This is a genomic window from Chryseobacterium sp. UF-290 (genome assembly GCF_058245615.1).
Genome location: NZ_JBSICB010000009.1, coordinates 87,956 through 110,619, shown reverse-complemented (window position 1 = coordinate 110,619; position 22,664 = coordinate 87,956). Strand labels below are relative to the sequence as shown.

Below are 22,664 nucleotides of genomic sequence, written 5' to 3'. Positions count from 1 at the left end.
TAGAAATACTATTACAGCTACCCTAAGAACTATGCTTTTCCAGCCCCAGTTCCTTCATTGAAATTTCCCGCATTTCCACCTTTCTTATTTTCCCGGAAATGGTCATCGGAAACTCATCCACAAATTTCCAGTATTTGGGAATCTTATAATGGGCAATTCTTCCCTTGCAGTAATCCTGTAGTTCCTCCTCTGTGATCGTGAAGCCTTTTCTCACTTTTATCCAGGCCATTACCTCCTCCCCAAATTTTTCACTTGGAACTCCAATGATCTGGACATCCAGAATGTGGGTATAGGTATACAAAAAGTCTTCAATTTCCTTGGGTGAGATATTTTCGCCTCCACGGATGATAAGATCCTTGATTCTTCCGGAAATGGTAATATATCCATCCTGATCCATCACAGCCATATCTCCTGTATGCATCCATCGGGCATCATCCAGTACCTTTTTTGTATTTTCGGGATCATTCCAGTATTTTAACATTACAGAATATCCCCTTGTACACAGTTCGCCATGCTCACCACGCTTCAGAATTCTGCCGTTTTCATCGACGATCTTTATTTCAAGATGATCCTGAACGGTTCCTACCGTACTGACCTGCTTTTCCAATGGAGTACCGATCAGTGTCTGTGTAGAAACAGGAGAAGTTTCTGTCATTCCGTAACAGATACTCATTTCTTTAATATTCATGAGGCTTTCCACCTTTTTCATAATTTCAGGTGGACATACGGAACCTGCCATTACCCCGGTTCTTAAACTTGAGAAATCGTACGTATCAAAATCTTTTACAGCCAGCTCGGCAATGAACATGGTGGGAACACCATACAAAGAAGTACATTTTTCGTCTGAAACGGCTTTCAGTGTAATCTCCGGATCAAAACTGTCATTGGGAATGACCATACAGGCTCCGTGCGCTGTGCAGCACATGTTTCCGATGACCATTCCAAAGCAGTGATAGAATGGAACAGGAATACATACACGATCTTTCTCTGTGTATTTTAATCGTATACCGATAAAATATCCGTTGTTTAATATATTATGGTGAGAAAGGGTCACTCCTTTCGGGAAGCCTGTAGTCCCTGAAGTATATTGAATGTTGACGGGATCATCGAACTGTACATGTTCTTCAAAACTGTGTAAAACTTCATCTGAAATATCCTGTCCGTTGTTGACAAAATCTTCCCAGTTGTCATCGAAGAATATCTCATGCTCAAGCGTGGGGCATACCTCTCTGGCATATTCTACCATTTCTTTATAATTACTGGTTTTAAAGTTTAAAGAGGAAAAGATAAAACGCACTTCAGACTGGTTCAGTACATAGGTCAGCTCATGGGTTCTGTAAGCCGGATTGATATTGACTAAAATAGTCCCTATCCTCGCTGTGGCATATTGCAGAAGTACCCATTCATAACGATTGGAAGACCATATTCCGATTCGGTCTCCTGCTTTGGCGCCTAAAAATAAGAGAGCTTTTGCAACAGCAGTCGTTTGATTGTAAAATTCCTGATACGTAGCTCTGTAATCCTGATGAACACAGACCAGTGCTTCCTGATGTGGGTATTTTTCGACAGTACTCTTAAGGTTTCCTCCGATAGTCTGTCCTAATAATGGAATCTCAGAAGTTCCATAAACATAAGATAAGGGCATAGTTTAAGATTTGGTGGAATAAAATTAACAATAATATCTTGAACTATAGCCTATGAATACTAATTTTCCTGAGAATCTATCTCTTTAAGCTGTTTTAGATTTTTGTCAAGTTTTTTAATAATAGTACCATATACGAGTCTGTAATAAAGCCAGATCATGGATACTGCGAGGAAAGTGCTGACAATGATTCCTACTATAATTATTGTAAGATTGGAGTTGGCAGGCTGTATATTCTGGGAATCTAAGGTATAAAATATAAAGGCTATAAGCACAAAAGTGAATACAAACAGCAGGACAATACTGATCAGAATAAATGCATTGACTGTTGTTTTAAATTTAATGATCCGGGTAATAAGACCCTTCAGGTTTTCCTCGATCTTTATTTTGCGATAATTCTGATAGAATTTCAATACAAAATAGGCGGTTATTAGCAAGCTCAGAATTTTTATGGCCAGATAAACATGCCCGAAATTGTTTTCTACCTGAGGTGCTTCCTGTGCTCCTAATTTTTCCAGCATTTTGCGGAAGCTTTCCGATTCCTCTTCCTGAAAGAAGTAAAATAATCCCAAAACCGAGAAGAACAGAAATTCTACCACACTGATCCAGAAAATATACTTTACATAATTACGTGATTTTCTATTCAACATCTGAAGAATCTCACGGTTGTCATATTTAGGCTGGACAGGCTGTTCCTGCCATGTTTTCTTAAAGTTATCTAAATCAAATTCAGGCATATTTTTCCATCTGTTCTTTAAGGGTTTTCTTTAATCTGTTCATTTTCACACGGGCATTAACTTCAGTGATTCCGAGGTTTTCTGCAATATCCTTGTAAGGCAGATCGTCAAGATACATCATAACAATGGCTCTTTCTACGTTAGGAAGAGTTTTGATTACAGTATACAAAAGCGATATCTGTTGCTGCTTTTCATCATCATCTTCCACAAAATCCCTGTGGTTGATGTCCAGTTCATTGGTAGGAAGGCTTTTGCTTTTTTTTCTAAAAAGAGTAATGGCTGTATTGAGTGCTACACGGTACATCCATGTGGAAATCTTAGAATTTCCTTTAAATGAGTCGTAACTTCTCCAGAGTTGTAACACAATCTCCTGAAAAAGATCTTCCTCATCTTCCAGAGAATTGGTATACAGACGGGATACCTTAATAATCAGACCCTGATTATCCTTGATAAGCTGCGCAAATTCTTTCTCTCTGGAATTCATAGATATATAATGGCACGAAGATAATAATAATGTGGTAATTGATGAAGAGGAATGAAGGCAAAATCGTAAAATTATAAAAATATGAAAAGGCTGAGAAGCGAAGGGGCTGAGAAGTGAAGTAAACAAAGAGGATAAAGATGGGAAATATATGTTTTTTTGAAGGTAACATTTGGTGTTTTTACGAAGCTCCTTTTGTATCATAGTCCTCTCTTTGTCTTCTTAGCCTTTTCGTCCTTTCACCATTTCCCTTAAATTTATGTATCTTTGCACCTGCGAGAAAATCGGCCTGTTGATTCCTGCTTCGGCAGGGGTAGGAAAGTCCGGACACCACAGAGCAGCAAAGCGGATAACATCCGCCACCCGTGAGGGTAGGACAAGTGCAACAGAAAGCAGGTACAGTTCGGCTGTAGTGAAACCAGGTAAACTCTTTGCGGTGCAATGGTAAGTATATCGGTTCTTTTCAATGATGAAGGTAACTTTAATCATGAAAATAGGGGCGGCTCGTCCTGAAAACCGAGGGGTAATCAGCTCAAGCTTGGCAGCAATGTAAAGCGTAGATAAATAACAGGCACTTCTTAGGAAGTACAAAATCCGGCTTATAGATTTTCTCGTGATTTTTCTTTATAGCCATCAGGATTCCTGAATAATGACAGAACAAAATCCTTTATAAATAAAGAATCCTCAGATTATACTACCTGAGGATTCTTTTATTATTCATTTTCAAGGGTATTCTTAGCATCGGTAAGCTCCTGTTTTTCTTTTTCAGAAAGTGTCGGGTACTTAAGATCCATTTTTTCGAGTGTGTCAATAATGATCTGGATGGCGGCAACCCTGGCAAACCATTTGTTGTCGGCAGGAAGCACATACCATGGGGCATGGTCTTTTGAAGTTTCATTGATAGCTGTTTCGTAGGCATCCATATACTGATCAAATAATGCCCTTTCTGGGAGATCTCCCATAGAGAATTTCCAGTTTTTTTCCTGTTCATTGATCCTGTCGAGAAATCTTTTCTTCTGTTCATTCTTAGATACGTTCAGAAAGAGTTTGATGACAGTCGTTCCGTTTTGAGAAAGGTGCTTCTCAAAATTGCGGATACTTTCATATCTGTTTTCCCAGAATTTGTTGTCAAAATCTTTTACAGAGGACCATGTTTTTTCACTTAGATTATATTCAGGATGTACTTTGCAGACCAGGACACTCTCATAATGGGAGCGGTTGAAAATTCCGATCATCCCTTTCTGGGGAAGCGCGAGGTAGTGTCTCCATAAGAAATCGTGGGAGTATTCTTTAGAACTCGGCGTTTTAAAACTGGTGACATTGCATCCCTGTGGGTTTACACCACCAAAGACATGCTCTACCAGACTGTCTTTCCCTGCAGCATCCATTGCCTGAAGAACCACTAATAAAGATTTGCTTCCGTCAGCATAAAGCTTTTCCTGTAATTCACGCAGTTTTTCTTTTTCCTGGGCTAATAATTGTATTCCTTCTTCTTTGGTTAGTTTTCCCTCATAAGATGTTGAATGTTTTTTTATTGAGAATTTTCCGTTTACCTGAAAGTCATCTGAGAAATTGGTGTCCATGTTTTTTATAAAGATTAAAAGATTAAAAGATTAAAAGATTAAAAGATTAAAAGATTAAAAGATTAAAAGATTAAAAGATTTTGGCTATCATTCAAATTCCGGCATATAATATCTAATATCTGACTTCTAGCCTCTAACATCTATTTCAACATAAATGTAATAAAAAAACCGCCTCTATAGAGACGGTTTTTTTATTTTTTGAGTAAAGATTACTTCGCAGCAGCCTTTTTAGCTAGTTTTTCAGCTTTTTTCTCTGCTTTAGCAGCTTCTTTCTGCTCAGCAGCAGTCAATGCTTTTGGCTCAGGAGCATTAGCATCTACGTTACCTTTGATGTAGATTACGCTTCTGTTGTTTGCAGGGTCGTTAGAGAAAACCTCGATCATTTTGTTAAAAGGTCCAGGAATAGCGGTGTTGTATCCAACCTTGATCTTAGCAGATTTTCCTGGCATAATCGGATCCTGGCTGAATTCAGGTGTAGTACATCCGCAAGAAGGCTTTACGTTTGAAAGGATCAAAGGCTTGTCACCTGAGTTCGTTACAGTAAAGAATCTCGTACCGTCAGCATTAGGTTTGATAGTCCCGTAGTCAAAAGTGGTTTTATCAAATGTAATAGTTTGTGCAGTTGCTAGAGCAAATGTTCCGAATAACGCAATTCCTGCAATTAATTTTTTCATATTCTTGAATGTTAATATGTTTGTTAGATAAATTTTGTGAAACAAAGTTAAAAATTATTTTAATTCATGCTTAAAAATTTTTTTCTTTAAACTATTTTTGCAAATTGTAAGCCAAAGAAATAGAATTTATGCAGATTTCAGAAAAGTATAACCCACAGGAAACAGAACAGAAATGGTACAATTACTGGATGGAGAATAAGTATTTCCATTCAGAACCTAATGACAAGCCGCCATATACCATAGTAATTCCTCCGCCAAACGTTACGGGGATCTTACATATGGGGCATATGCTGAACAATACCATTCAGGATGTTCTGGTCCGCCGTGCAAGAATGCGGGGATTTAATGCCTGTTGGATTCCGGGAACAGATCACGCTTCGATCGCTACTGAAGCTAAAGTTGTTGCTAAGCTGAAGTCTGAGGGAGTCAGCAAATCCGATATTACCCGTGAACAATTCCTGGAGCATGCCTGGGAATGGACCCATAAATATGGAGGGACTATTCTTGAGCAGCTGAAAAAGCTGGGATGCTCATGTGATTGGGACAGGACTCGTTTCACAATGGAGGATAAACTTTCACAACAGGTCATTAAAAGTTTTGTAGACCTATATAATAAAGGATTGATCTACAGAGGGTACAGAATGGTAAACTGGGATCCTGAGGCAAAGACCAATATTTCAGATGAAGAGGTAATATTTAAAGAGCAGAACGGGAAACTGTATTTCCTTAAATATAAAATTGAAGGTTCAGAAGAGTTTCTTTCTGTTGCTACTACGCGTCCTGAAACGATTTTCGGGGATACTGCCGTATGTATCAATCCTGATGATGAAAGATATGCTCACCTGAAAGGTAAGAATGTAATCGTACCGATCGTAAACAGAGTAATCCCGATCATTGAGGATGAATATGTTGATATTGAGTTTGGAACAGGAGCTTTGAAAATCACTCCGGCACACGATACCAATGACTATGAGATCGGGCAGAAGCATCAGCTAAAAATGATCGATGCTTTGGATGATGACGGAAACCTTAATGAACATGGCCTTCATTATGCCGGTAAAAACAGATTTGAAGTAAGAAAGCAGATCGCAAAGGAGCTTGAAGAAAAAGATCTTTTACTAAAAGCAGAAGATTACGTTAATAAAGTAGGGACCTCTGAAAGAACAGGCGCTGTTATTGAGCCTAAAATTTCAGTACAGTGGTTCCTGAAAATGTCTGAAATTGCCCAGCCTGCACTGGATGTGGTAATGGATGATGAGGTGAAGTTCTATCCGGAGAAATTCAAAAACACTTATAAACACTGGATGGAAAACATCCGTGACTGGAATATCTCCCGTCAGCTTTGGTGGGGCCAGCAGATCCCTGCCTATTATTATGGTACAGGAGATGAAGATTTTGTAGTGGCTGAAACTAAGGAAGAAGCTTTAGAATTGGCAAAACAAAAAACAGGAAACTCTGGGTTGACAGCTGAAAACCTTAAACAGGATAATGATGCATTAGACACATGGTTCTCATCCTGGCTGTGGCCAATGTCTGTATTTGACGGACTGCTTGATCCTGAAAATAAGGATATCAATTATTATTATCCTACTTCAGATCTGGTTACTGCCCCGGATATTATTTTCTTCTGGGTAGCAAGAATGATTATGGCCGGATTGGAATACAGAAAAGAAGTTCCGTTCAAAAATGTTTACTTTACAGGAATTGTACGAGATAAGCAGAGAAGAAAGATGTCAAAATCTTTAGGGAATTCTCCGGATCCGCTGGAGCTGATCGATAAATATGGTGCAGATGGAGTTCGTGTAGGTATTCTACTGAGTTCCGCAGCAGGTAACGATCTTCTTTTTGATGAAGATCTTATGCTTCAGGGAAGAAACTTCATGACGAAGATCTGGAATGCCTTCCGTTTGATCAATATGTGGAACCATGAAGATAAAACAGCTAATTCAACGGAAACCCAGACGATAGATTGGTTTGAAAATAAATTAAGTAAAACAATCGTTGAAATTAATGACCAGTTTGAGAAGTTCAGAATTTCTGATGCACTTCATCTGATCTATAAATTAATTTGGGATGATTTTTGTGGTTGGTATCTTGAAGCTATTAAGCCTAACTACGGAGAAGGAATTTCTAAGGAAGTTTACAATAAAACGATTTATTTCTTTGAGGAACTGATGAAGCTGCTTCATCCTTTCATGCCTTTCTTAACGGAAGAATTATGGCAGACTATTTCGGAAAGAAGTATTGATGAAGCTTTAGTTATTGCACAGCAGAAAAAAGAAGGAGCGTTTGATGAGATCATTATTAAGAATTTTGAAACTGCGGCAGAATTAATTTCCGGGGTTAGAAATTACCGTCAGACAAAAGGAATCTCACCTAGAGAAACTGTTGAAGTGTATACTAATGCCTCTGAATTTGCGAATGAAGCGGTAATAAGAAAGCTGGCTAATATTTCTGATATCCATTTTGGACAGAAAACAGATAAACCAAGCTTTACTTTTCTGGTAGGAGCGACTGAAGTGTCTATTCCATTAAGTGAAAACTTAGACCTGGGAGAAGAGAAAGAAAAGACTGAAGAAGAACTGAAATATTTAAAAGGATTTTTGATTTCGGTAGAGAAAAAACTTTCCAACGAAAAATTCGTTGCCAATGCGAAACCGGAAATTGTAGAGGTTGAACGTAAGAAGCAAAAAGATGCTCTTGACAAGATTGCCATCCTGGAAGAGAAGCTGAAAAGCTTATAAGTTTAAAGACATAGACAATAATTTTGTCATAATCTCAGGCTGGATACAGATGAAAACTTGTATCCAGCCTGATGGTTTAAAGAATAAATAAAATGACACATATAGAAAACATCAAAAAACTATTCTCGAAAGACTTTGTAGAAAGTCCTTTATTAGAAAGTTTTGAAGTAGGGAAGATCTATCTTTCCAGTGGCAAGCTGGTAGCTTGTGATCCATTGATCACGAACGATATGCTGCCTTTTTCTACGGGATTTCCTAAGGGAGATTTTTCCGTCATCCTGCACAAAGAAAGAGAAAGTAACTGTGTGGCATATGCGGAAATTATCTTTAATGATTCTGAAATTAAAGAGTGGAAACTCGCTACCACAGCAGGACAGGACGTAAAAGAACTGGCTGAAGGAGAAGTGTTCGGTTACCCTGTGGAAAGTGGAATGGGATGCTTCATGGACGTTGATACTCAAAACAGTCTCAACGAACTGGAACAAAAGTTATATCACAACAAAGGAGGAGACTTTATGGGAATCTATGAAGAATTTTTCCATGAACATTTTTTTGATGAAAACGGAGCGATCGATCAATATGCTTTCCTAAAACCGGCAAAGGAACATCCCGGAACTATATTTGCTTTTGAGACCGGATATGGTGAGGGCTTTTATGCCAGCTATATTGCTTATGATAAGGATCAGTCACCCGTGAAGATAATTACTGAATTTATTGAAATAAGTTAATTAAAATAGTTATTTTTGAATTACCATTTTAAAAAAAATATTAAACTTTAAAGCCAAATAAAACACAATGAATTTCTCATCAGAACAACCCCGAATTATTGTTGTAGGGAGCTCATCAATAGACCTGGTTCTGGAAACCGAAAAACTTCCTTTACCCAATGAAACAGTTTTAGCCGTTAATTCAGACAGCTATTTTGGAGGCAAAGGAGCCAATCAGGCGGTAGGGACTGCCAGATTGGGAGCGAGCGTTTATTTTATAGGTTGTGTGGGAATGGATCCTCTCGGACAGCAGATCATGAGAAATCTGGTAAGTGAAAATGTGAACGTAGGCTTTGTTCATGAAACAGACAAAGAATCAACGGGAACTGCTTATGTGACAACTTCTAACGGAAATGCTGCGATCGTAGTAGTGCCGGCTGCCAATAAATACCTTAATAACGCGCATATAGACGAAGCAGACCGGTATTTTCATACGGTAGATCTTGTGCTTGTACAGCTTGAGGTTTCCTTAAATGTAGTGGAATACACCGTTAAAAAAGCCAAGAAATATGGCAAAAAAGTAGGATTGTACGCTTCCCCTGCTATGAGAATCAGTGAAGAAATATTAGATAATGTTGACTTTATTGTAGCAAAAAGCAGTGAATTATATATTATCTTTGGTGAAGAGAAAAGAGAAGAGGTTCTAAAAAAATACTTCAATAAGGTCTTTGTCAGAGATGATACCAATTCGACCATTTATTTTGATGGTACAGAAATGAAATATTACAGAAACGATAAGGATGAAACCATTTATAAGATGGGAATGGGAGATGCATTTACTTCGGGATTTGCCATAGCGCTCTGCCATGGAAACTCTATTGAAGAATGTGTGAAATTTGGAAATGAAGTTTCATCAAGGGTTTCCGGGGGTAAGGGGTCCCAGACAGGGCTGCCAAGAATCTCAGATTTTCTTTCTTAAGCTATTTACGGCATATCAAAAGTCTGAAACTTAACATAAAAATATATGTAAAATGTCCACTTTTATAGTGGATTTTTTCTTTTATGATATGGAAAAACTAATACTTAACACGGAAGACCATGCTGCTCTGGCTGTTCATCTTTTTCATCCCGAAAAAAGTAATGGAAAACTACTGCTCATTAATTCTGCAACAGGAGTGAAACAGCAGGTCTATTTTTCCTTTGCTACTTATTTTTCTCAGCAGGGATTTACGGTTGTCACTTATGATTACAGGGGAATAGGACTTTCCAAACCGAAAGATATGAAAGGCTTTCACAGTTCTATGAGAATATGGGGTTCGAAGGATTATAAAACTTTAACTCAATATATTAAAAAGAATTTTCCGGATTACCGGAAATATTGTTTGGGGCATTCCGTTGGCGCGCTGATCCTGGGAATGAATGAAGATTCAGGAATGTTTGAAGAATTTGTTTTTGTGGGAACCCAGAATGCCTTTGTCGGTAACCTGAAATGGAAGACAAAAATTGAGGCTTATCTGGGATTTGGAATTGTTCAGCCTTTAACCACTTCATTACTAGGTTATTTTCCTGCTCATTGGTTTGGACTTGGAGAAAGTCTTCCAAAAAATTGTGCATATGACTGGAGAACCTTAATTTTAAACAAGAAATCAACCAACCGGCTGTTGGAAAAAATTGATGATTACTCTAAAAATTTAAACCAGAATGTATTTGTAATTCGTGCCGAGGATGATGTATGGCTGACTGAAAAAGGCGTATTGAGCTTATTAAATAACACCTATCCTAACCTTAAGCCGACTTACAGGCTGGTGAAAACTTCCGAATCTGATAAAAAAGAGATAGGGCATGTTAATTTTTTTAGAAGTTTTAACAACAAACTCTGGGATATTATTTTAAATGAACTGACAGATAAATGAAAAGTACGATTGACAACACAGTAGAATTTGTAAAAGAAAAATTAGAAGGAGCAGAGGCAGGACATGACTGGTTCCATATTGAAAGAGTCTGGAAACTTGCCGCTAAAATAGCTGAGACAGAAGATTGTGACAGAGAGGTAGTGGAACTGTCTGCATTGCTTCATGATATTGCCGATCCTAAATTTCATAACGGAGATGAAACCATAGCCCCTAAAATATCCAGACAATTTCTCGAAAGTCAAAATGTCTCTGAAGAAACGATAGGAAAAGTTCTATTTGTGATTGAAAATATTTCATTTAAAAACAGAAGCCAGGCCCCGGAAAATCCACCGATTGAGCTTAAAATCGTACAGGATGCTGACCGTATTGATGCTATAGGAGCCATTGGAATTGCCAGAACATTCAATTTCGGAGGATTCAAAAATAATCTGATGTATGATCCCGCTGCTAAACCTAATCTAGGAATGTCCAAAGAAGAATATAAAAAATCTAATGGTACCACCATCAACCATTTTTACGAAAAGCTACTTCTTCTGAAAGATCTGATGAATACTGAAGAAGGAAAAAAAATGGCCGAAGAAAGACATCATTATATGCTGAATTTCCTCGACCAGTTTTATAAAGAATGGAATGTGGATTAGAAAATAGTATATCTGATGATTGAAGGATGTGAAGCGGTGCTTCCCCGTTTAAGATTTTTGATGAGCATTATTTTTTTACATTACCGCCGAAAATGTTTTTTTATGGCTTGGCTATAGATAAAATATAGATAAGAAGTATCTTTGTAAAATATGACACTGATTATTTTTATAATATTTCTGGCTTCCATCCTTTCTTTGGTCCTGTTCAAGGTAAAATCCGGAAGAAAGGCAAAATGGGCCAAGCTGTTCCGTATAGTAACGGTAGTTTTCTCGATCTCTGTTTTTACCTATTGGTTCATCAAAAAAAGCGCTGTCGCATTTGTGGATAACTCAGTGGGACTTCAGGTGATCAATAAGCTTCCGCAAGCATTGGACTTTTATCTGATCAACGTGAATAAAACGGATAAAAATACTACGCTTGAACCTAAGCATATCGGGAAAATACGGCCGGAATATTACAGAATAGAATATCTGAAGATGGATAAGTCTGATGAATACTGGATTATAGGGTATCTGGGGAAAAAGAATCTCGTGTACTTTTCCCAGCATTCCGTACCGAATAAGAATATTGATCAGATTGTAGAAGTACAGAATTATATCAATCAGAGTATGAAGCTTTCTGATGCTGCAAAAAAACAGGTGGATGCCTATAATTATGAAAATACAAAACTGGGGATATGGATCACATTAGATTTCCTGCTTTTGTTTCTCAATCTGGTATTGCTCCTGAAGAAAAGCAAAAATAAATAAATACGGGTAATGAGCTGTATAAGAGCTGGCTCATTACCCATTACTTTTTTAAGGATAATCCAGGATCTGCATGATCTGTTCTTTAAACTCTTCCGGACAGCTTCTTATCAGCTTATCTTTATTCTGTTTGCTGATCTGGCTGGGATTGAGCCATTCAATTTTATTAGAATTAAGGCTGTGATGATCAAATACTCTTTTTATGGTATGATTCTCATAAAAGGTATACTCATCGCCCAGCCAATTGCTTGCGATACTGATTTTACAGATTTCTTTTTTCATGACATTTATCTTTTTAAGTATACCGGATTCGTGAAATACGGTATATCCTAATATAGGAAATTTTCTGTTATGAAAAGGGTTTTATCGCTTTTGAAGAGTAAATTAAAATTAGTCTATTTAAAATTTTGTGTTTGATTATCTATTACTTTTACAGTAACTATAATCATTTAAAAGAGCGTTCCCATATTTTCCGTTGCCATTTGAGGGATATGAATATCGGTTTTCCATTCCTCATTCAGCTTTTTGATAAAATAGGCTGATAACAGGGGAGAAGCCTTTTCAATATTCTGGTGTACAAAAAAGTAAAGATTCTGAAGGCCTTCTTCTTTCCATTTTGTGAGATGTTTCAGCCAGTCGTCCAGTCTTTCATAATCACTTTCTGCATTGGCTCCTACATAGCGGATGAACGCATTAGGAGTGGTAAGGCGCATATGGAGCATATCTCTTCTTCCGGCAGTATCTACAATAATGTTGGTGATATTGTGGGTTTCGAAAAGCTCACAGGTTGTATTCAGGATTTCTTCATTGGTAAACCACTCTGTATTTCTGAGCTCTATGGCAAGAGGTACTTCCTTCGGCCATTCTTTGACAAACTTTTCCAGCCTGTCATAATCTTTAGGTTTAAAGTTATCATGAAGCTGAAGGAAAGCCATACCCAATTTCTCATCAAAATTAATGACTGCCGAAGCAAAATGAGTGACAGGATCTGTCACATCGATCAGTCTTCTGAAATGGGATACCGTATTGGTGATCTTAGGGAAGAATTTGAAATTTTCCGGTGTCTTCTCCTTCCATGTTTTCACCTGTTCAGGGGTAGGCAAGCCGTAGAAAGTAGCATTCAGCTCAATCGAATTAAACTGGGTGGCATAATACGTCAATTCGTCTTTCGTGCCTTTAGGATAGAATCCTTTAAGGTCGGTCTTATTCCATTTTGCACATCCGATGGAGATATTTTTCAGCCCTTTTTTATTCAGTCCTAAAATTTCTTTTGTTCTGGAATGATCTTTGGGAAGGGTGAAATCTATTTTTGATGGGTCTTCTACTTGTCCGAATTTCATATCTGTTGTGTTATAGCATTAAATAATAAACACAAATATAAACCAAAAAAATCATAGAGGGTTCTATGATTTTTGGTGAAAATAATTGTATCGGTGCGGATTATTTTTTGATGATCTTTTCGGTAATCTGATTTTTACCGGTTGTAATTTTCATCAGGTATACAGCACTTGGATAGTCGGAAAGGTCAATTTTTATAAGATCCTGGTTGAAATTTTGATCAAAGAGAATCCTTTCGTGGAGATCGATCAGTTTTATATTTTTTATTGGAGTCTGAGAGCTGATCTGCAACACATCTTTTACTGGATTAGGGAAAACTCTTATCCGTTTTGTATTGATTTCTGAACTGTTGCTGTGCAGAAAGCTTCCACAGCTTGTAGTAAATGTGATATCAGGATACATAGACTGAAGGTCATTCAGTTGAGCATCATCTACACACATTGATAAATTGGGATTATAATTTGAATAATCATGGAATTCCTCTATAGAACCGTTTCTTATATTAGCATAGGTAAGGTTAGGCATATTTAATAGACTAAGTCCCTGTAAATGGGAAGAAGATGAAAGGTTAAGCTGGGTAATTTGGGGGCAATTACTGAAGGCCGCGTTTTTCAGATTGATGTTATCGGAAGTGTTTACCTGTGTCAACAAAGGTAATGATGACAGGTCCAGAAACTCTAAATTGGTGTTGTTTGTAATATTTAGAGAAGAAAGTGGCTCGATCTGCGAAAGCTCTAATGATTGTAATGCAGTACAGTCTTTAGTGTTCAGGGTGGATATTTTAGTATTTCTTATCGTGATTTCTTTAAACCCCGTACATTGGTCCAGGTTGATGTTTTCCAAATTGGGAAATGCTCCATCAGGATAGTTATAGCCTATTGCTAAGGTTTGCAGACCAGGGCAGTTTTCTAAATCCAGATTTCTTAAATCGCTATTATTTTTAAATCTAAAATCAGTCAGAGCTATACAGTTTTTAGCGATAATGGCTTGAAGATCCGCATTACCTTGGGTATTCATGGTTTCAATCCTGCTTGTTTGCAAGGTCTGTAAATGAGGAAGGTTGCTGACATTCACAATGTTCATGTAGCCGCATGAGTTGGTGATATCAATATTTTCCAGAACCTGGGCTACACTAAAATTGACGGAATTGGTGATTTTTTGATTAAAAGCTTTTAATATTTTAAGCTTTGGAAGACCGGAAAGATTCAGTGAAGTTACATCCCCAAAATAGACTCCTGATGTTGTATTGTATCCGTATCTGTTGTAAAAAGAGCAATCCAGTTCTTCCAGGTTGGCTAATCCTGCTGTCGTAAAATCAATGGAAGGAGCATTCAGACCCTGAATCTTTTTTAAAGAGGAACATCCGTTAAGGTTCACTGAGGTGAAATAGGCGCCTGTCGTTGAATAATGATCGGTATCTGCTACGATCTCCTGTAAATTAATGCAATTATTGGCTATCAGTTCAATGTCCTGATTATTACCGGTTAAAAAAGATATTCCGGTATCTCCCAGCACTGAAATTTTCGTTAAAGAGCTCAGGCCAGGTACTGAAATTTTTTCTAAAAGCTTACATGAATTAAATGTCAACGTCTGAATAGTAGAATTCTGAATATATAGCTCTTTAAGTTCGGCAGAATTAATAATCGCATTGCTGTTGATCTGTTGGCAGTTTTTGATGCTCAGGCTATTTTCAGGGGAAGACCATGGATTACCTGTAGCCTGATAAGCGATTATATCTGCAATATCCTGGATTCCTGAGCAGTTATCGAACAAAAGGTTGATGGGTGAGGGAGTATACTGACCGGATTGAGAAAAGTCGTAGTAAAATGGTCTTCCCTGCACTTTTTTAATCTGAGGTCTGTTGACAAAACTGATGTTGGCTGTTTTAGTATGCCAGAAATAGAGTTCTTCAAGGTTCGGGAAAAGCAGGGCGTCTGAAATACCATCCGGTAAATGGCTGTTATAATAAGCCATTTTTATATTACCAGGGTCCTGTATATTTCCCTGGGGGTCAATATACATCTGGTCAGGATCTTGCCTGATGTTTAATATTTTAACCTGCTGTGCTTCCGAAAGCTGAATTTCTCCGTCTCCATTATTGTCTACAGCAATAGAATTTCCATTAAAATCTTTTGCAATTTGATTTGTTGAGTTTGAGCTTAGAAGCAGCGCTTTGAATTTTACATCAGAAAAACTGAGATTCTGAGAGGAGACTACAGAAAAGCAGCCTACTGAGAAGGTAAGTAATAATTTTTTCATAATTTGAGTTTTTATAGCAGATCCTGTTATGGATTATGTATTAGGAATCTGATGATATAAATATAATTATTTTTCCTTAAATATATTGATTGTTGATGTTTTTAAATGATTATTGTATTTTGTATTATTTTATTTTAATAAAGTTTAATTTTATTAAAATTTTTAAATAAAATAACATAAATTGTAGAAATAAAATTATGCTCAAAAAATGAAATAGCACACCAAAAGGTGTGCTATACTGATATGGTGTGTTTATTATTTGATCTTATGCCTCGCAGCTTGAGCATGATACGAAGTTCACCATCATTTCTTTGGACACGGAAGAGCTTCTTTGGTAATAAAGTGTCTTTACTCCTTTTTTCCAAGCTTCGATGTAAAGGTAGTTTACGTCTTTTACTGGCATTGTGGAAGGAATCTGAAGGTTCAGCGATTGTGCCTGGTCGATATACTGCTGTCTCTGTGCAGCCTGTGAAATGATCTCCATAGGAGAAATTTCCTTAAATGTTTTGAATACTGCCTTTTCTTCAGGAGTAAGCTCATTCAGGTGCTGTACAGAACCGTGGTTCAGCATGATTGTTCTCCATGTTTCTTCGTTGTCCAGTCCTTTTTCTTCCAGTAATTTTGCCAGGTATTTGTTCTTACGCATAAAGTTTCCTTTAGCAAGACCTGCTTTATAATAGTTTGAAGAGAAAGGCTCAATTCCAGGAGAAGTCTGTCCTAAAATTGCAGAGCTTGAAGTGGTAGGGGCAATAGCCATTGTTGTCGTATTTCTCAATCCGTATCCTTTCAATACTTCCGGTTCTCCGTATATGTTGGCAAGCTCTCTTGAAGCTTGTTCAGCTTGTTCTTTGATATGTCTGAATGCTCTTGCATTGAATTGGGTCGCCTCAAAGCTTTCAAACGGGATCATATTTTTTTGTAAATAGGAATGATATCCTAAAACTCCCAGTCCAAGTGCTCTGTGGCGCATGGCGAAGTTTCTTGCTCCCTGCAGGTAGTAGTTTCCTTCCGTTTTATCGATGAATTCTGATAAAACAGCGTCGAGGAAGTATATTGCCAGTTTTACAGCGTCAGTATCTTTCCACTCATCATAAAGCTCAAGGTTCATAGAAGACAGACAGCAGATGAAAGACTCTTCCATTGTTGAAGGAAGCATGATCTCAGAGCAAAGGTTACTCGCATTTACTGTCATTCCTAAATCTTTGTATACCTGAGGCTTATTTCTGTTTACGTTATCTGTAAAGAAAATATAAGGAAGCCCTTTTTGCTGGCGGCTTTCCAATACTCTTGCCCAAATTTTACGCTTATCCATATCACCGTCAATCATATCCTGCATCCAGTAATCCGGTACACAAATTCCGGTAAACAGGTTCTGGATTGGGCTACCGATATCTTTAATGGATAGGAATTCTTCAATATCTCCGTGGTCAATGTCTAAGTAAGCAGCAAAAGCCCCTCTTCTTACCCCACCCTGAGAAACAACATCCATCGCGGTATCAAAAAGCTTCATGAATGAAACTGCTCCTGAAGACTTTCCGTTATCAGTTACAGCGGTTCCTCTGTTTCTCAATTCCCCGAAATATCCTGAAGTTCCTCCTCCGATCTTAGTCTGCATGATCACTTCACCCATTTTGTGGGTAATTCCTTCAATGCTGTCAGGAATGTGAACGTTGAAGCATGAGATCGGAAGACCTCTCTGTGTTCCCATATTAGCCCATACAGGAGAAGAGAAGCTGATCCACCCTTTAGTGATCATTTCTTTGAATGCAGGCTGAAGCTCAGGCTTGTATAACTTTTTTGCAGCAGCAGTGGTAATTCTGTCGATAGCTCCGTCTACCGTTTCACCTTTCAACAGATATCCTCTGTTCAACATCTGCTCAGACTCTTCATTGAGCCACCATATATTTGAATTTTGCTCTTCCATAGATGTTATATTTTCGAATTCCGGGATGAGATGATCACCCCGGAATTTTGTTTTTTATAATATTGATTGTAAAAATTCTACTTTGTGGGAACCGTTCAGCCCACTTTCATCCCTTAATTTCTGAAATTCTTTAAAAGACGGTACATTCAAAACTTTACGCTGAATCTCTTCATTGATATAGTTTGAATAATGTACAAATGTAACACCATCTTCCTTTATATAAACCTTATATTCAAAGGTGGACTGATCTAAATTTTTAAAATCATCCAAAAACTTTTGAATATGAGCCTTATTGACCGGAACAAATTCGGAATTTACCGTATAGGTTACTAATACATTGATCATCTTTTATATTTGTGTTTTAGTATTGAACTGTCATTCCGGGGGTAGGTAATCCGTTATGTTGGATTCTTCAATTCATTCAGAATGACAAGACGCTAATACTATCTGCTTTGACGCTCGCTTCGCTCGCGCCCAGGTATTAAAACAAATCGTTTGCCGTAATACTCTTATCGTGTTTTGTATAGTCTACAGGTCTTTTGGCAAAGAAATCATCTAATGAGTTAGCGAAAACTTCCTCTTCGAACCATACCATCGGTCTGTACTGTTCAGGAGTGATGTTGTATCTTGTTTTCATATTGATCTTCTTCAGACTGTCATCTACACGGTATTTCATGAAGTTTAGCAGGTCCTCTTTAGAAACGTTGTCGATCTCGCCCAATTCAAAGATCCAGCTCAGGATATCGCCTTCTCTTGCAATGGACTCATCTACAAGAGTATAGATATCTTCAATGTCGCTGTCTGTCAGCAGATCCGGCTGTTCTTCACGGATCTTATTGATCAGGTAGATTCCGGCATTAGCGTGAATCTGCTCATCTACAGAGGTCCATGCGATGATATTGGAAACATTTTTCATAAATCCTTTGAATCTGGTGAAAGAAAGGATAATGGCAAATTGAGAGAAAAGAGAAACGTTTTCTACCAGAATACTGAATAATAACAAGGCTGACACATACTCTTTAGGAGTAGCTGAGTTCGCATGTTTTAAAGCATTTCCAAGAAATTCTATCCTGCCCTTTACAGCAGGGATTTCAATTACGTTAAGGAATTCATCATTATATCCCAGTACCTCTAATAAACGGGAATATGCTTCAGAATGACGGAACTCGCATTCCGCAAAAGTAGATCCTAATCCATTGAACTCCGGCTTTGGTAAGTGGTTGTATAAATTTCCCCAGAATGTCTTTACAGACACCTCGATCTGTGCAATGGCTAACAGCGCATTTTTCACAGCGTGCTTTTCATGTGGTTCCAACTGCGAATGAAAATCCTGAACATCTGCAGTAAAGTCCACTTCCGAATGTACCCAGAACGATTTGTTGATGGCCTCTACAAATTGAAGAACCTCCGGGTATTCAAATGGCTTATAACTTACTCTTTTATCAAAAATTCCCATATTAAATATCTTTATAATTAAATAATTTAGATCTCTGTGGATAACGTTCCAGAAATACTTAACTTTTTGTTTTTGTGTTGGTTGTAAATAAAAGTTATTCACTTTCCAAAATCCATATTTCTTGCAAAGAACTAAAGACAAAGTTCGAAAAAAAGAACTGATTTTAAAAGGGGTAAATACTAATCGACTGACTTTTAGCTGTAAAAGTTTTCCACATTTACATGAAACAGGCTCGAATAATAGGCTGAACCACAATATTGAGGATAAATGGATGTAAATTAGGAGTTACAGTTAAACATAAAAGTGTAAACTGTTATAAATAAAGGGTTATTATATTAAACAAAAAAATATTTGAATAAATTTTCTTTCTTGTAACAATTTGAAAATATCATCTACTTATTGGGTATAAAACATAGATCACTTAATGTTAGTAATTCAGGATTTACATAAGTCATACGATACAGGGAAAAGCAAGCTTCATGTTCTCAAGGGAATTAATCTGAATATTTCCGAGGGCGAGTTTGTTTCTATTATGGGAAGTTCCGGTTCCGGAAAATCCACGCTTCTTAATATTATTGGTATTCTGGATGAAAAAGATTCGGGAACCTATGAACTGGATGGAGTTCCTATTGAACATCTATCTGAAGTAAAAGCGGCGGAATACAGAAGTAAGTTTCTGGGATTTATATTTCAGTCTTTTAATCTGATCAATTATAAAACAGCCATAGAAAATGTAGCGCTTCCTTTGTACTATCAGAATGTACCAAGAAAAGAGCGAAACCAGAAGGCATTGGAATATCTGGAGAAAGTAGGATTGGCCCAATGGGCAAGTCACCTTCCCAGCGAGCTTTCCGGAGGGCAAAAGCAGAGGGTTGCTATTGCAAGGGCGTTGATCACAGATCCTAAAGTAGTATTGGCGGATGAACCTACCGGGGCATTGGATTCAAAAACGACCCATGATATTATGAAACTCCTTCAGGACATTAATAACGAAGGAAAAACGATCATTGTGGTCACCCACGAACCTGATGTCGCTGCACAGACTAAAAGGAACGTCGTGCTGAAAGACGGGATTATTGAAAGTGATGAGTTTATTAAACAAATTGTGCTGTAGATACGTTAATTTGAGAATTTGAAAATGAGATAATTTGAAAATGTACTTCCCAAAGGATCTCTGAATTTCTTACTCTCTGAATTTTTTAATTTAAATAAAATGTTTGACCTAGATCGTTGGCAGGAAATATTCAGTTCTATCCGCAGTAATGTACTTCGGACGGTACTTTCGGGGTTTACGGTAGCTCTGGGCCTGTTTATTTTCATTGTTCTTTTTGGAATAGGAAAAGGACTGCAAAATGCATTTTCTGAAGGATTTTCAGGCGATGCCAAAAACCTGATTACCATTACTACAGGGAAAACTACATTGGCTTATAAAGGATTGCAGTCAGATCGGAATGTTACGATGAATAATGACGACTATGACTTCCTTATTAATGCCGATAAGAAGAATGTGGGCGCTTCAAGTCCAAGATATAATGCCAGCTTAATGGTGAAATACGGGAAAGAAAGCGGAATCTATCAGGTACATGGAGCAGAACCGGGAGAACAGGTAATCGAAAACAGAAAGATGATTGACGGCCGCTATATTACACCCAGAGATCTGGAAGGAAAGCAAAATGTCGCAGTCATCGGAAGGATGGTTCAGAGAGATTTGATTAAGAACGGAAGTCCTGTAGGAAAGGAATTGAATATCAACGGAACTATGTTTAAAGTGGTTGGAGTATTTTCAGATGATGGGGGAGATTGGGACGAAAGACATATCACAGTGCCTATTACCACTTTGCAGCAGATGAAAAAAGGTTCAGATACGGTAAATACTGCTTACATCACATATAGTGATAAACTGAATCCTCAGGAAGCAATCAAGTATGGGGATGAGCTTAAAGATAAATTAAAGGCAAGAAAAAATGTTTCTCCTGATGATGAAAATGGTGTTCGTGTCTGGAATAATGCCAAGAACATGAACGATACATTTACATTTATGGCAGTCCTTACAGCTATTGTCGGATTTATTGGATTGGGAACATTGCTGGCGGGAATTATCGGGATCAGTAACATTATGGTCTATATCGTAAAGGAAAGAACCAAAGAGATCGGAGTACGAAAAGCTATTGGAGCTAAACCAAGAGGAATTGTAGGCCTGATTGTTCAGGAGAGTGTTGTGATTACTGTGGTTTCCGGACTTATTGGAGTAGGAGTAGGCGTTTTGACACTAAGTCTTATTGGTGACAGCCTTGAAGAGTTCTTTATTAAAAGTCCAAGTGTAGGATGGGGAGCAATCTTCATGGCGTTCATTGCATTAATCTTTTCCGGGTTAGTTGCAGGATTTGTTCCGGCATACAGGGCTTCGAGAATCAAGCCGATTGAAGCATTGAGGACAGAATAATATTAATTTGAAAATGAAATAATTTGAAAATGTGACAATGACCAGGCAATTCGCTTATTTGCCCTTTTCAAATGTTAACAATCTATAATTAAAGAAAGGTGAATATCATATTTAAAAAAGATACTTGGCAGGAGATCTATTATTCATTGAGGAATAATAAGCTCCGTACATTTCTTACCATGATCGGAGTAGGATGGGGGATGTTTTTGTATGTAAGCCTTCTTGGTGCCGCAAAAGGAATGGAGAATGGTTTTGATAAATTATTTTCTGGTTTTGCGACCAATTCGATCTTCTTATGGGCTCAGAAAACATCTATCCCTTACGAAGGATTTCCCAAAGGAAGGGAAGTTCACCTGAATTTATCCGATATGGAAATGTTGAAAAGAAAGGTAACCGCCATAGACTATATATCACCTCAGAATGCAAGAGGAAGCTTTACGGGGACTCCCGGTGAGGCTATGTCAAAAAATGGTAAAAACGGGACTTACTCTCTTACAGGCGACTACTCTGTGGGAAATAAAATCTCAGAAAAGAAGCTTATTTTCGGACGTTACATCAATGATGCCGATGTTTCAGGCAATAAAAATGTAGTAGTGATCGGAGAAGAGATATATAAAAACTTTTTTGATTCCAAGAAAAAAGAAAATCCAATCGGGCAATCTATCAATATCAAGGGAATATTCTTTAATGTGATCGGAGTTTTCCGTGTGAAAAAAGGAGGAGGATTCGAAAATGACAGGACTGCTTTTATTCCACTTTCTACCTATACCAAGATGTATAATGCAGGTGATCAGATCGATATGTTTGCTATTGTAAGTAAGCCTAATGCTAATGTCAATTCAGTAGAAGAAGATGTGAAGCAGGTATTGAAAAACAAAAATAAGGTTTCCCCTGAAGATACGAACGCCTTTGGAAGCTTCAATCTCGGTAAAGAATTTAAAAAACTGACAGGTTTCCTTACGGGAATGCAGCTGTTGACCATTATTGTAGGGACATTGACAATCCTTGCAGGGGTAATTGCGATTTCAAATATCCTTCTGATCACGGTAAAAGAAAGAACAAAAGAAATCGGGATCAGAAGAGCATTGGGTGCAAAACCTGCAGAAGTAAGAAATCAGATATTGCTTGAAAGTGTTGTGATTACACTCTCATCAGGATTGCTGGGCTTTATGTTTGGGATCTTTGTGCTGATGATCTTAAATGCGGTTACGCAGGGGCAGGATTCATTTCCTTTCTACAATCCCACGGTGAATTATGTAAATGTATTTGCAGCAATGGCGGTGATGGTGATCCTGGGATTGATCATCGGGATGATTCCGGCACAGAGAGCGGTAAAGATCAGACCTATTGAAGCGTTAAGAACAGAGTAATTAAT

General features: G+C 37.7%; 20 protein-coding genes and 1 other RNA gene. 10 read left to right on the top strand and 11 right to left on the bottom strand.

All coding sequences use genetic code 11. The features are described from left to right. Positions 1-22: 22 nt before the first annotated feature. Genes AC4IF5_RS12380 through AC4IF5_RS12370 form a run of 3 tightly spaced genes read right to left on the bottom strand, consistent with a single transcriptional unit; the run spans position 23 to position 2,863 of the window. On the bottom strand, positions 23-1,645 hold the full coding sequence (locus AC4IF5_RS12380; protein ID WP_490734928.1) for an AMP-binding protein: 1,623 nt from the start codon (positions 1,643-1,645) through the stop codon (positions 23-25). A gap of 59 nt (positions 1,646-1,704) precedes the next feature. Next, complete coding sequence (locus AC4IF5_RS12375) at positions 1,705-2,379, bottom strand: DUF8845 family protein (protein ID WP_490734926.1); 675 nt, start codon at positions 2,377-2,379, stop codon at positions 1,705-1,707. Beyond that, the gene (locus AC4IF5_RS12370; RefSeq protein WP_309428301.1) at positions 2,372-2,863 is read right to left on the bottom strand and encodes an RNA polymerase sigma factor; all 492 of its coding nucleotides are present in this window, start codon (positions 2,861-2,863) and stop codon (positions 2,372-2,374) included. Before AC4IF5_RS12370 ends, AC4IF5_RS12375 begins: the two co-directional genes overlap by 8 nt. Positions 2,864-3,136: 273 nt before the next feature. Here AC4IF5_RS12370 and rnpB point away from each other — a divergent pair. Then, positions 3,137-3,478: RNase P RNA component class A (gene rnpB, locus AC4IF5_RS12365), an RNA gene on the top strand. Positions 3,479-3,573: 95 nt separating this feature from the next. Here the strand turns inward: rnpB and AC4IF5_RS12360 are convergent. Both AC4IF5_RS12360 and AC4IF5_RS12355 read right to left on the bottom strand, forming a co-directional pair. After that, positions 3,574-4,443 carry a polyphosphate kinase 2 family protein gene (locus AC4IF5_RS12360; RefSeq protein ID WP_490734924.1) on the bottom strand — a complete coding sequence of 290 codons (870 nt, stop codon included), beginning with the start codon at positions 4,441-4,443 and terminating at the stop codon, positions 3,574-3,576. A 209-nt stretch (positions 4,444-4,652) separates the two neighbouring features. After that, positions 4,653-5,117 (bottom strand): DUF1573 domain-containing protein, encoded by a 465-nt coding sequence (locus AC4IF5_RS12355; RefSeq protein ID WP_490734922.1) that lies wholly within the window; start codon positions 5,115-5,117, stop codon positions 4,653-4,655. A 128-nt stretch (positions 5,118-5,245) separates the two neighbouring features. On the opposite strand from AC4IF5_RS12355, the gene AC4IF5_RS12350 reads away from it, so the two are divergent. The 6 genes from AC4IF5_RS12350 (at position 5,246) to AC4IF5_RS12325 (ending at position 11,872) form a co-directional block, all read left to right on the top strand. Further along, a complete protein-coding gene (locus AC4IF5_RS12350; RefSeq protein WP_490734920.1) occupies positions 5,246-7,861 on the top strand; it encodes a valine--tRNA ligase in 2,616 nt (871 codons plus the stop codon). A 92-nt stretch (positions 7,862-7,953) separates the two neighbouring features. Then, positions 7,954-8,589: a DUF4241 domain-containing protein gene (locus tag AC4IF5_RS12345; RefSeq protein WP_490734918.1), complete on the top strand. Its 636-nt coding sequence runs from the start codon at positions 7,954-7,956 to the stop codon at positions 8,587-8,589. Between the two features lie 67 nt (positions 8,590-8,656). Further along, entirely contained in the window at positions 8,657-9,547 is an 891-nt protein-coding gene (locus AC4IF5_RS12340) for a PfkB family carbohydrate kinase (protein ID WP_490734916.1), read from the top strand. A gap of 88 nt (positions 9,548-9,635) precedes the next feature. Further along, positions 9,636-10,481 carry an alpha/beta hydrolase family protein gene (locus AC4IF5_RS12335; RefSeq protein ID WP_490734914.1) on the top strand — a complete coding sequence of 282 codons (846 nt, stop codon included), beginning with the start codon at positions 9,636-9,638 and terminating at the stop codon, positions 10,479-10,481. Then, on the top strand, positions 10,478-11,122 hold the full coding sequence (locus tag AC4IF5_RS12330) for an HD domain-containing protein (RefSeq protein ID WP_490734912.1): 645 nt from the start codon (positions 10,478-10,480) through the stop codon (positions 11,120-11,122). Before AC4IF5_RS12335 ends, AC4IF5_RS12330 begins: the two co-directional genes overlap by 4 nt. A 150-nt stretch (positions 11,123-11,272) precedes the next feature. Continuing rightward, the gene (locus AC4IF5_RS12325) at positions 11,273-11,872 is read left to right on the top strand and encodes a hypothetical protein (RefSeq protein ID WP_490734911.1); all 600 of its coding nucleotides are present in this window, start codon (positions 11,273-11,275) and stop codon (positions 11,870-11,872) included. A gap of 48 nt (positions 11,873-11,920) precedes the next feature. Here the strand turns inward: AC4IF5_RS12325 and AC4IF5_RS12320 are convergent, their stop codons facing one another. From AC4IF5_RS12320 to AC4IF5_RS12295, 6 genes are all read right to left on the bottom strand, one after another. Then, the gene (locus AC4IF5_RS12320; protein WP_490734909.1) at positions 11,921-12,151 is read right to left on the bottom strand and encodes a hypothetical protein; all 231 of its coding nucleotides are present in this window, start codon (positions 12,149-12,151) and stop codon (positions 11,921-11,923) included. Between the two features lie 167 nt (positions 12,152-12,318). Then, complete coding sequence (locus AC4IF5_RS12315; protein WP_490734907.1) at positions 12,319-13,209, bottom strand: DUF72 domain-containing protein; 891 nt, start codon at positions 13,207-13,209, stop codon at positions 12,319-12,321. A 100-nt stretch (positions 13,210-13,309) separates the two neighbouring features. After that, complete coding sequence (locus AC4IF5_RS12310; protein ID WP_490734905.1) at positions 13,310-15,466, bottom strand: T9SS type A sorting domain-containing protein; 2,157 nt, start codon at positions 15,464-15,466, stop codon at positions 13,310-13,312. A 265-nt stretch (positions 15,467-15,731) separates the two neighbouring features. Beyond that, positions 15,732-17,390 (bottom strand): ribonucleoside-diphosphate reductase subunit alpha, encoded by a 1,659-nt coding sequence (locus AC4IF5_RS12305; protein ID WP_490734903.1) that lies wholly within the window; start codon positions 17,388-17,390, stop codon positions 15,732-15,734. A 54-nt stretch (positions 17,391-17,444) separates the two neighbouring features. Continuing rightward, positions 17,445-17,735: a hypothetical protein gene (locus tag AC4IF5_RS12300; RefSeq protein WP_490734901.1), complete on the bottom strand. Its 291-nt coding sequence runs from the start codon at positions 17,733-17,735 to the stop codon at positions 17,445-17,447. Positions 17,736-17,871: 136 nt separating this feature from the next. Then, entirely contained in the window at positions 17,872-18,846 is a 975-nt protein-coding gene (locus AC4IF5_RS12295) for a ribonucleotide-diphosphate reductase subunit beta (RefSeq protein WP_041461620.1), read from the bottom strand. A gap of 424 nt (positions 18,847-19,270) precedes the next feature. Here AC4IF5_RS12295 and AC4IF5_RS12290 point away from each other — a divergent pair, with 424 nt between their 5' ends. The 3 genes from AC4IF5_RS12290 to AC4IF5_RS12280 all read left to right on the top strand — a co-directional run bounded on the left by AC4IF5_RS12290 (position 19,271) and on the right by AC4IF5_RS12280 (position 22,659). Then, the gene (locus AC4IF5_RS12290) at positions 19,271-19,960 is read left to right on the top strand and encodes an ABC transporter ATP-binding protein (RefSeq protein WP_490734898.1); all 690 of its coding nucleotides are present in this window, start codon (positions 19,271-19,273) and stop codon (positions 19,958-19,960) included. A gap of 99 nt (positions 19,961-20,059) precedes the next feature. Then, a complete protein-coding gene (locus AC4IF5_RS12285) occupies positions 20,060-21,289 on the top strand; it encodes an ABC transporter permease (RefSeq protein WP_490734897.1) in 1,230 nt (409 codons plus the stop codon). 98 nt (positions 21,290-21,387) lie between these two features. Continuing rightward, positions 21,388-22,659, top strand: coding sequence for an ABC transporter permease (locus AC4IF5_RS12280; RefSeq protein ID WP_490734896.1), 1,272 nt, complete (start codon positions 21,388-21,390; stop codon positions 22,657-22,659). The last annotated feature ends 5 nt before the right edge of the window (positions 22,660-22,664 follow it).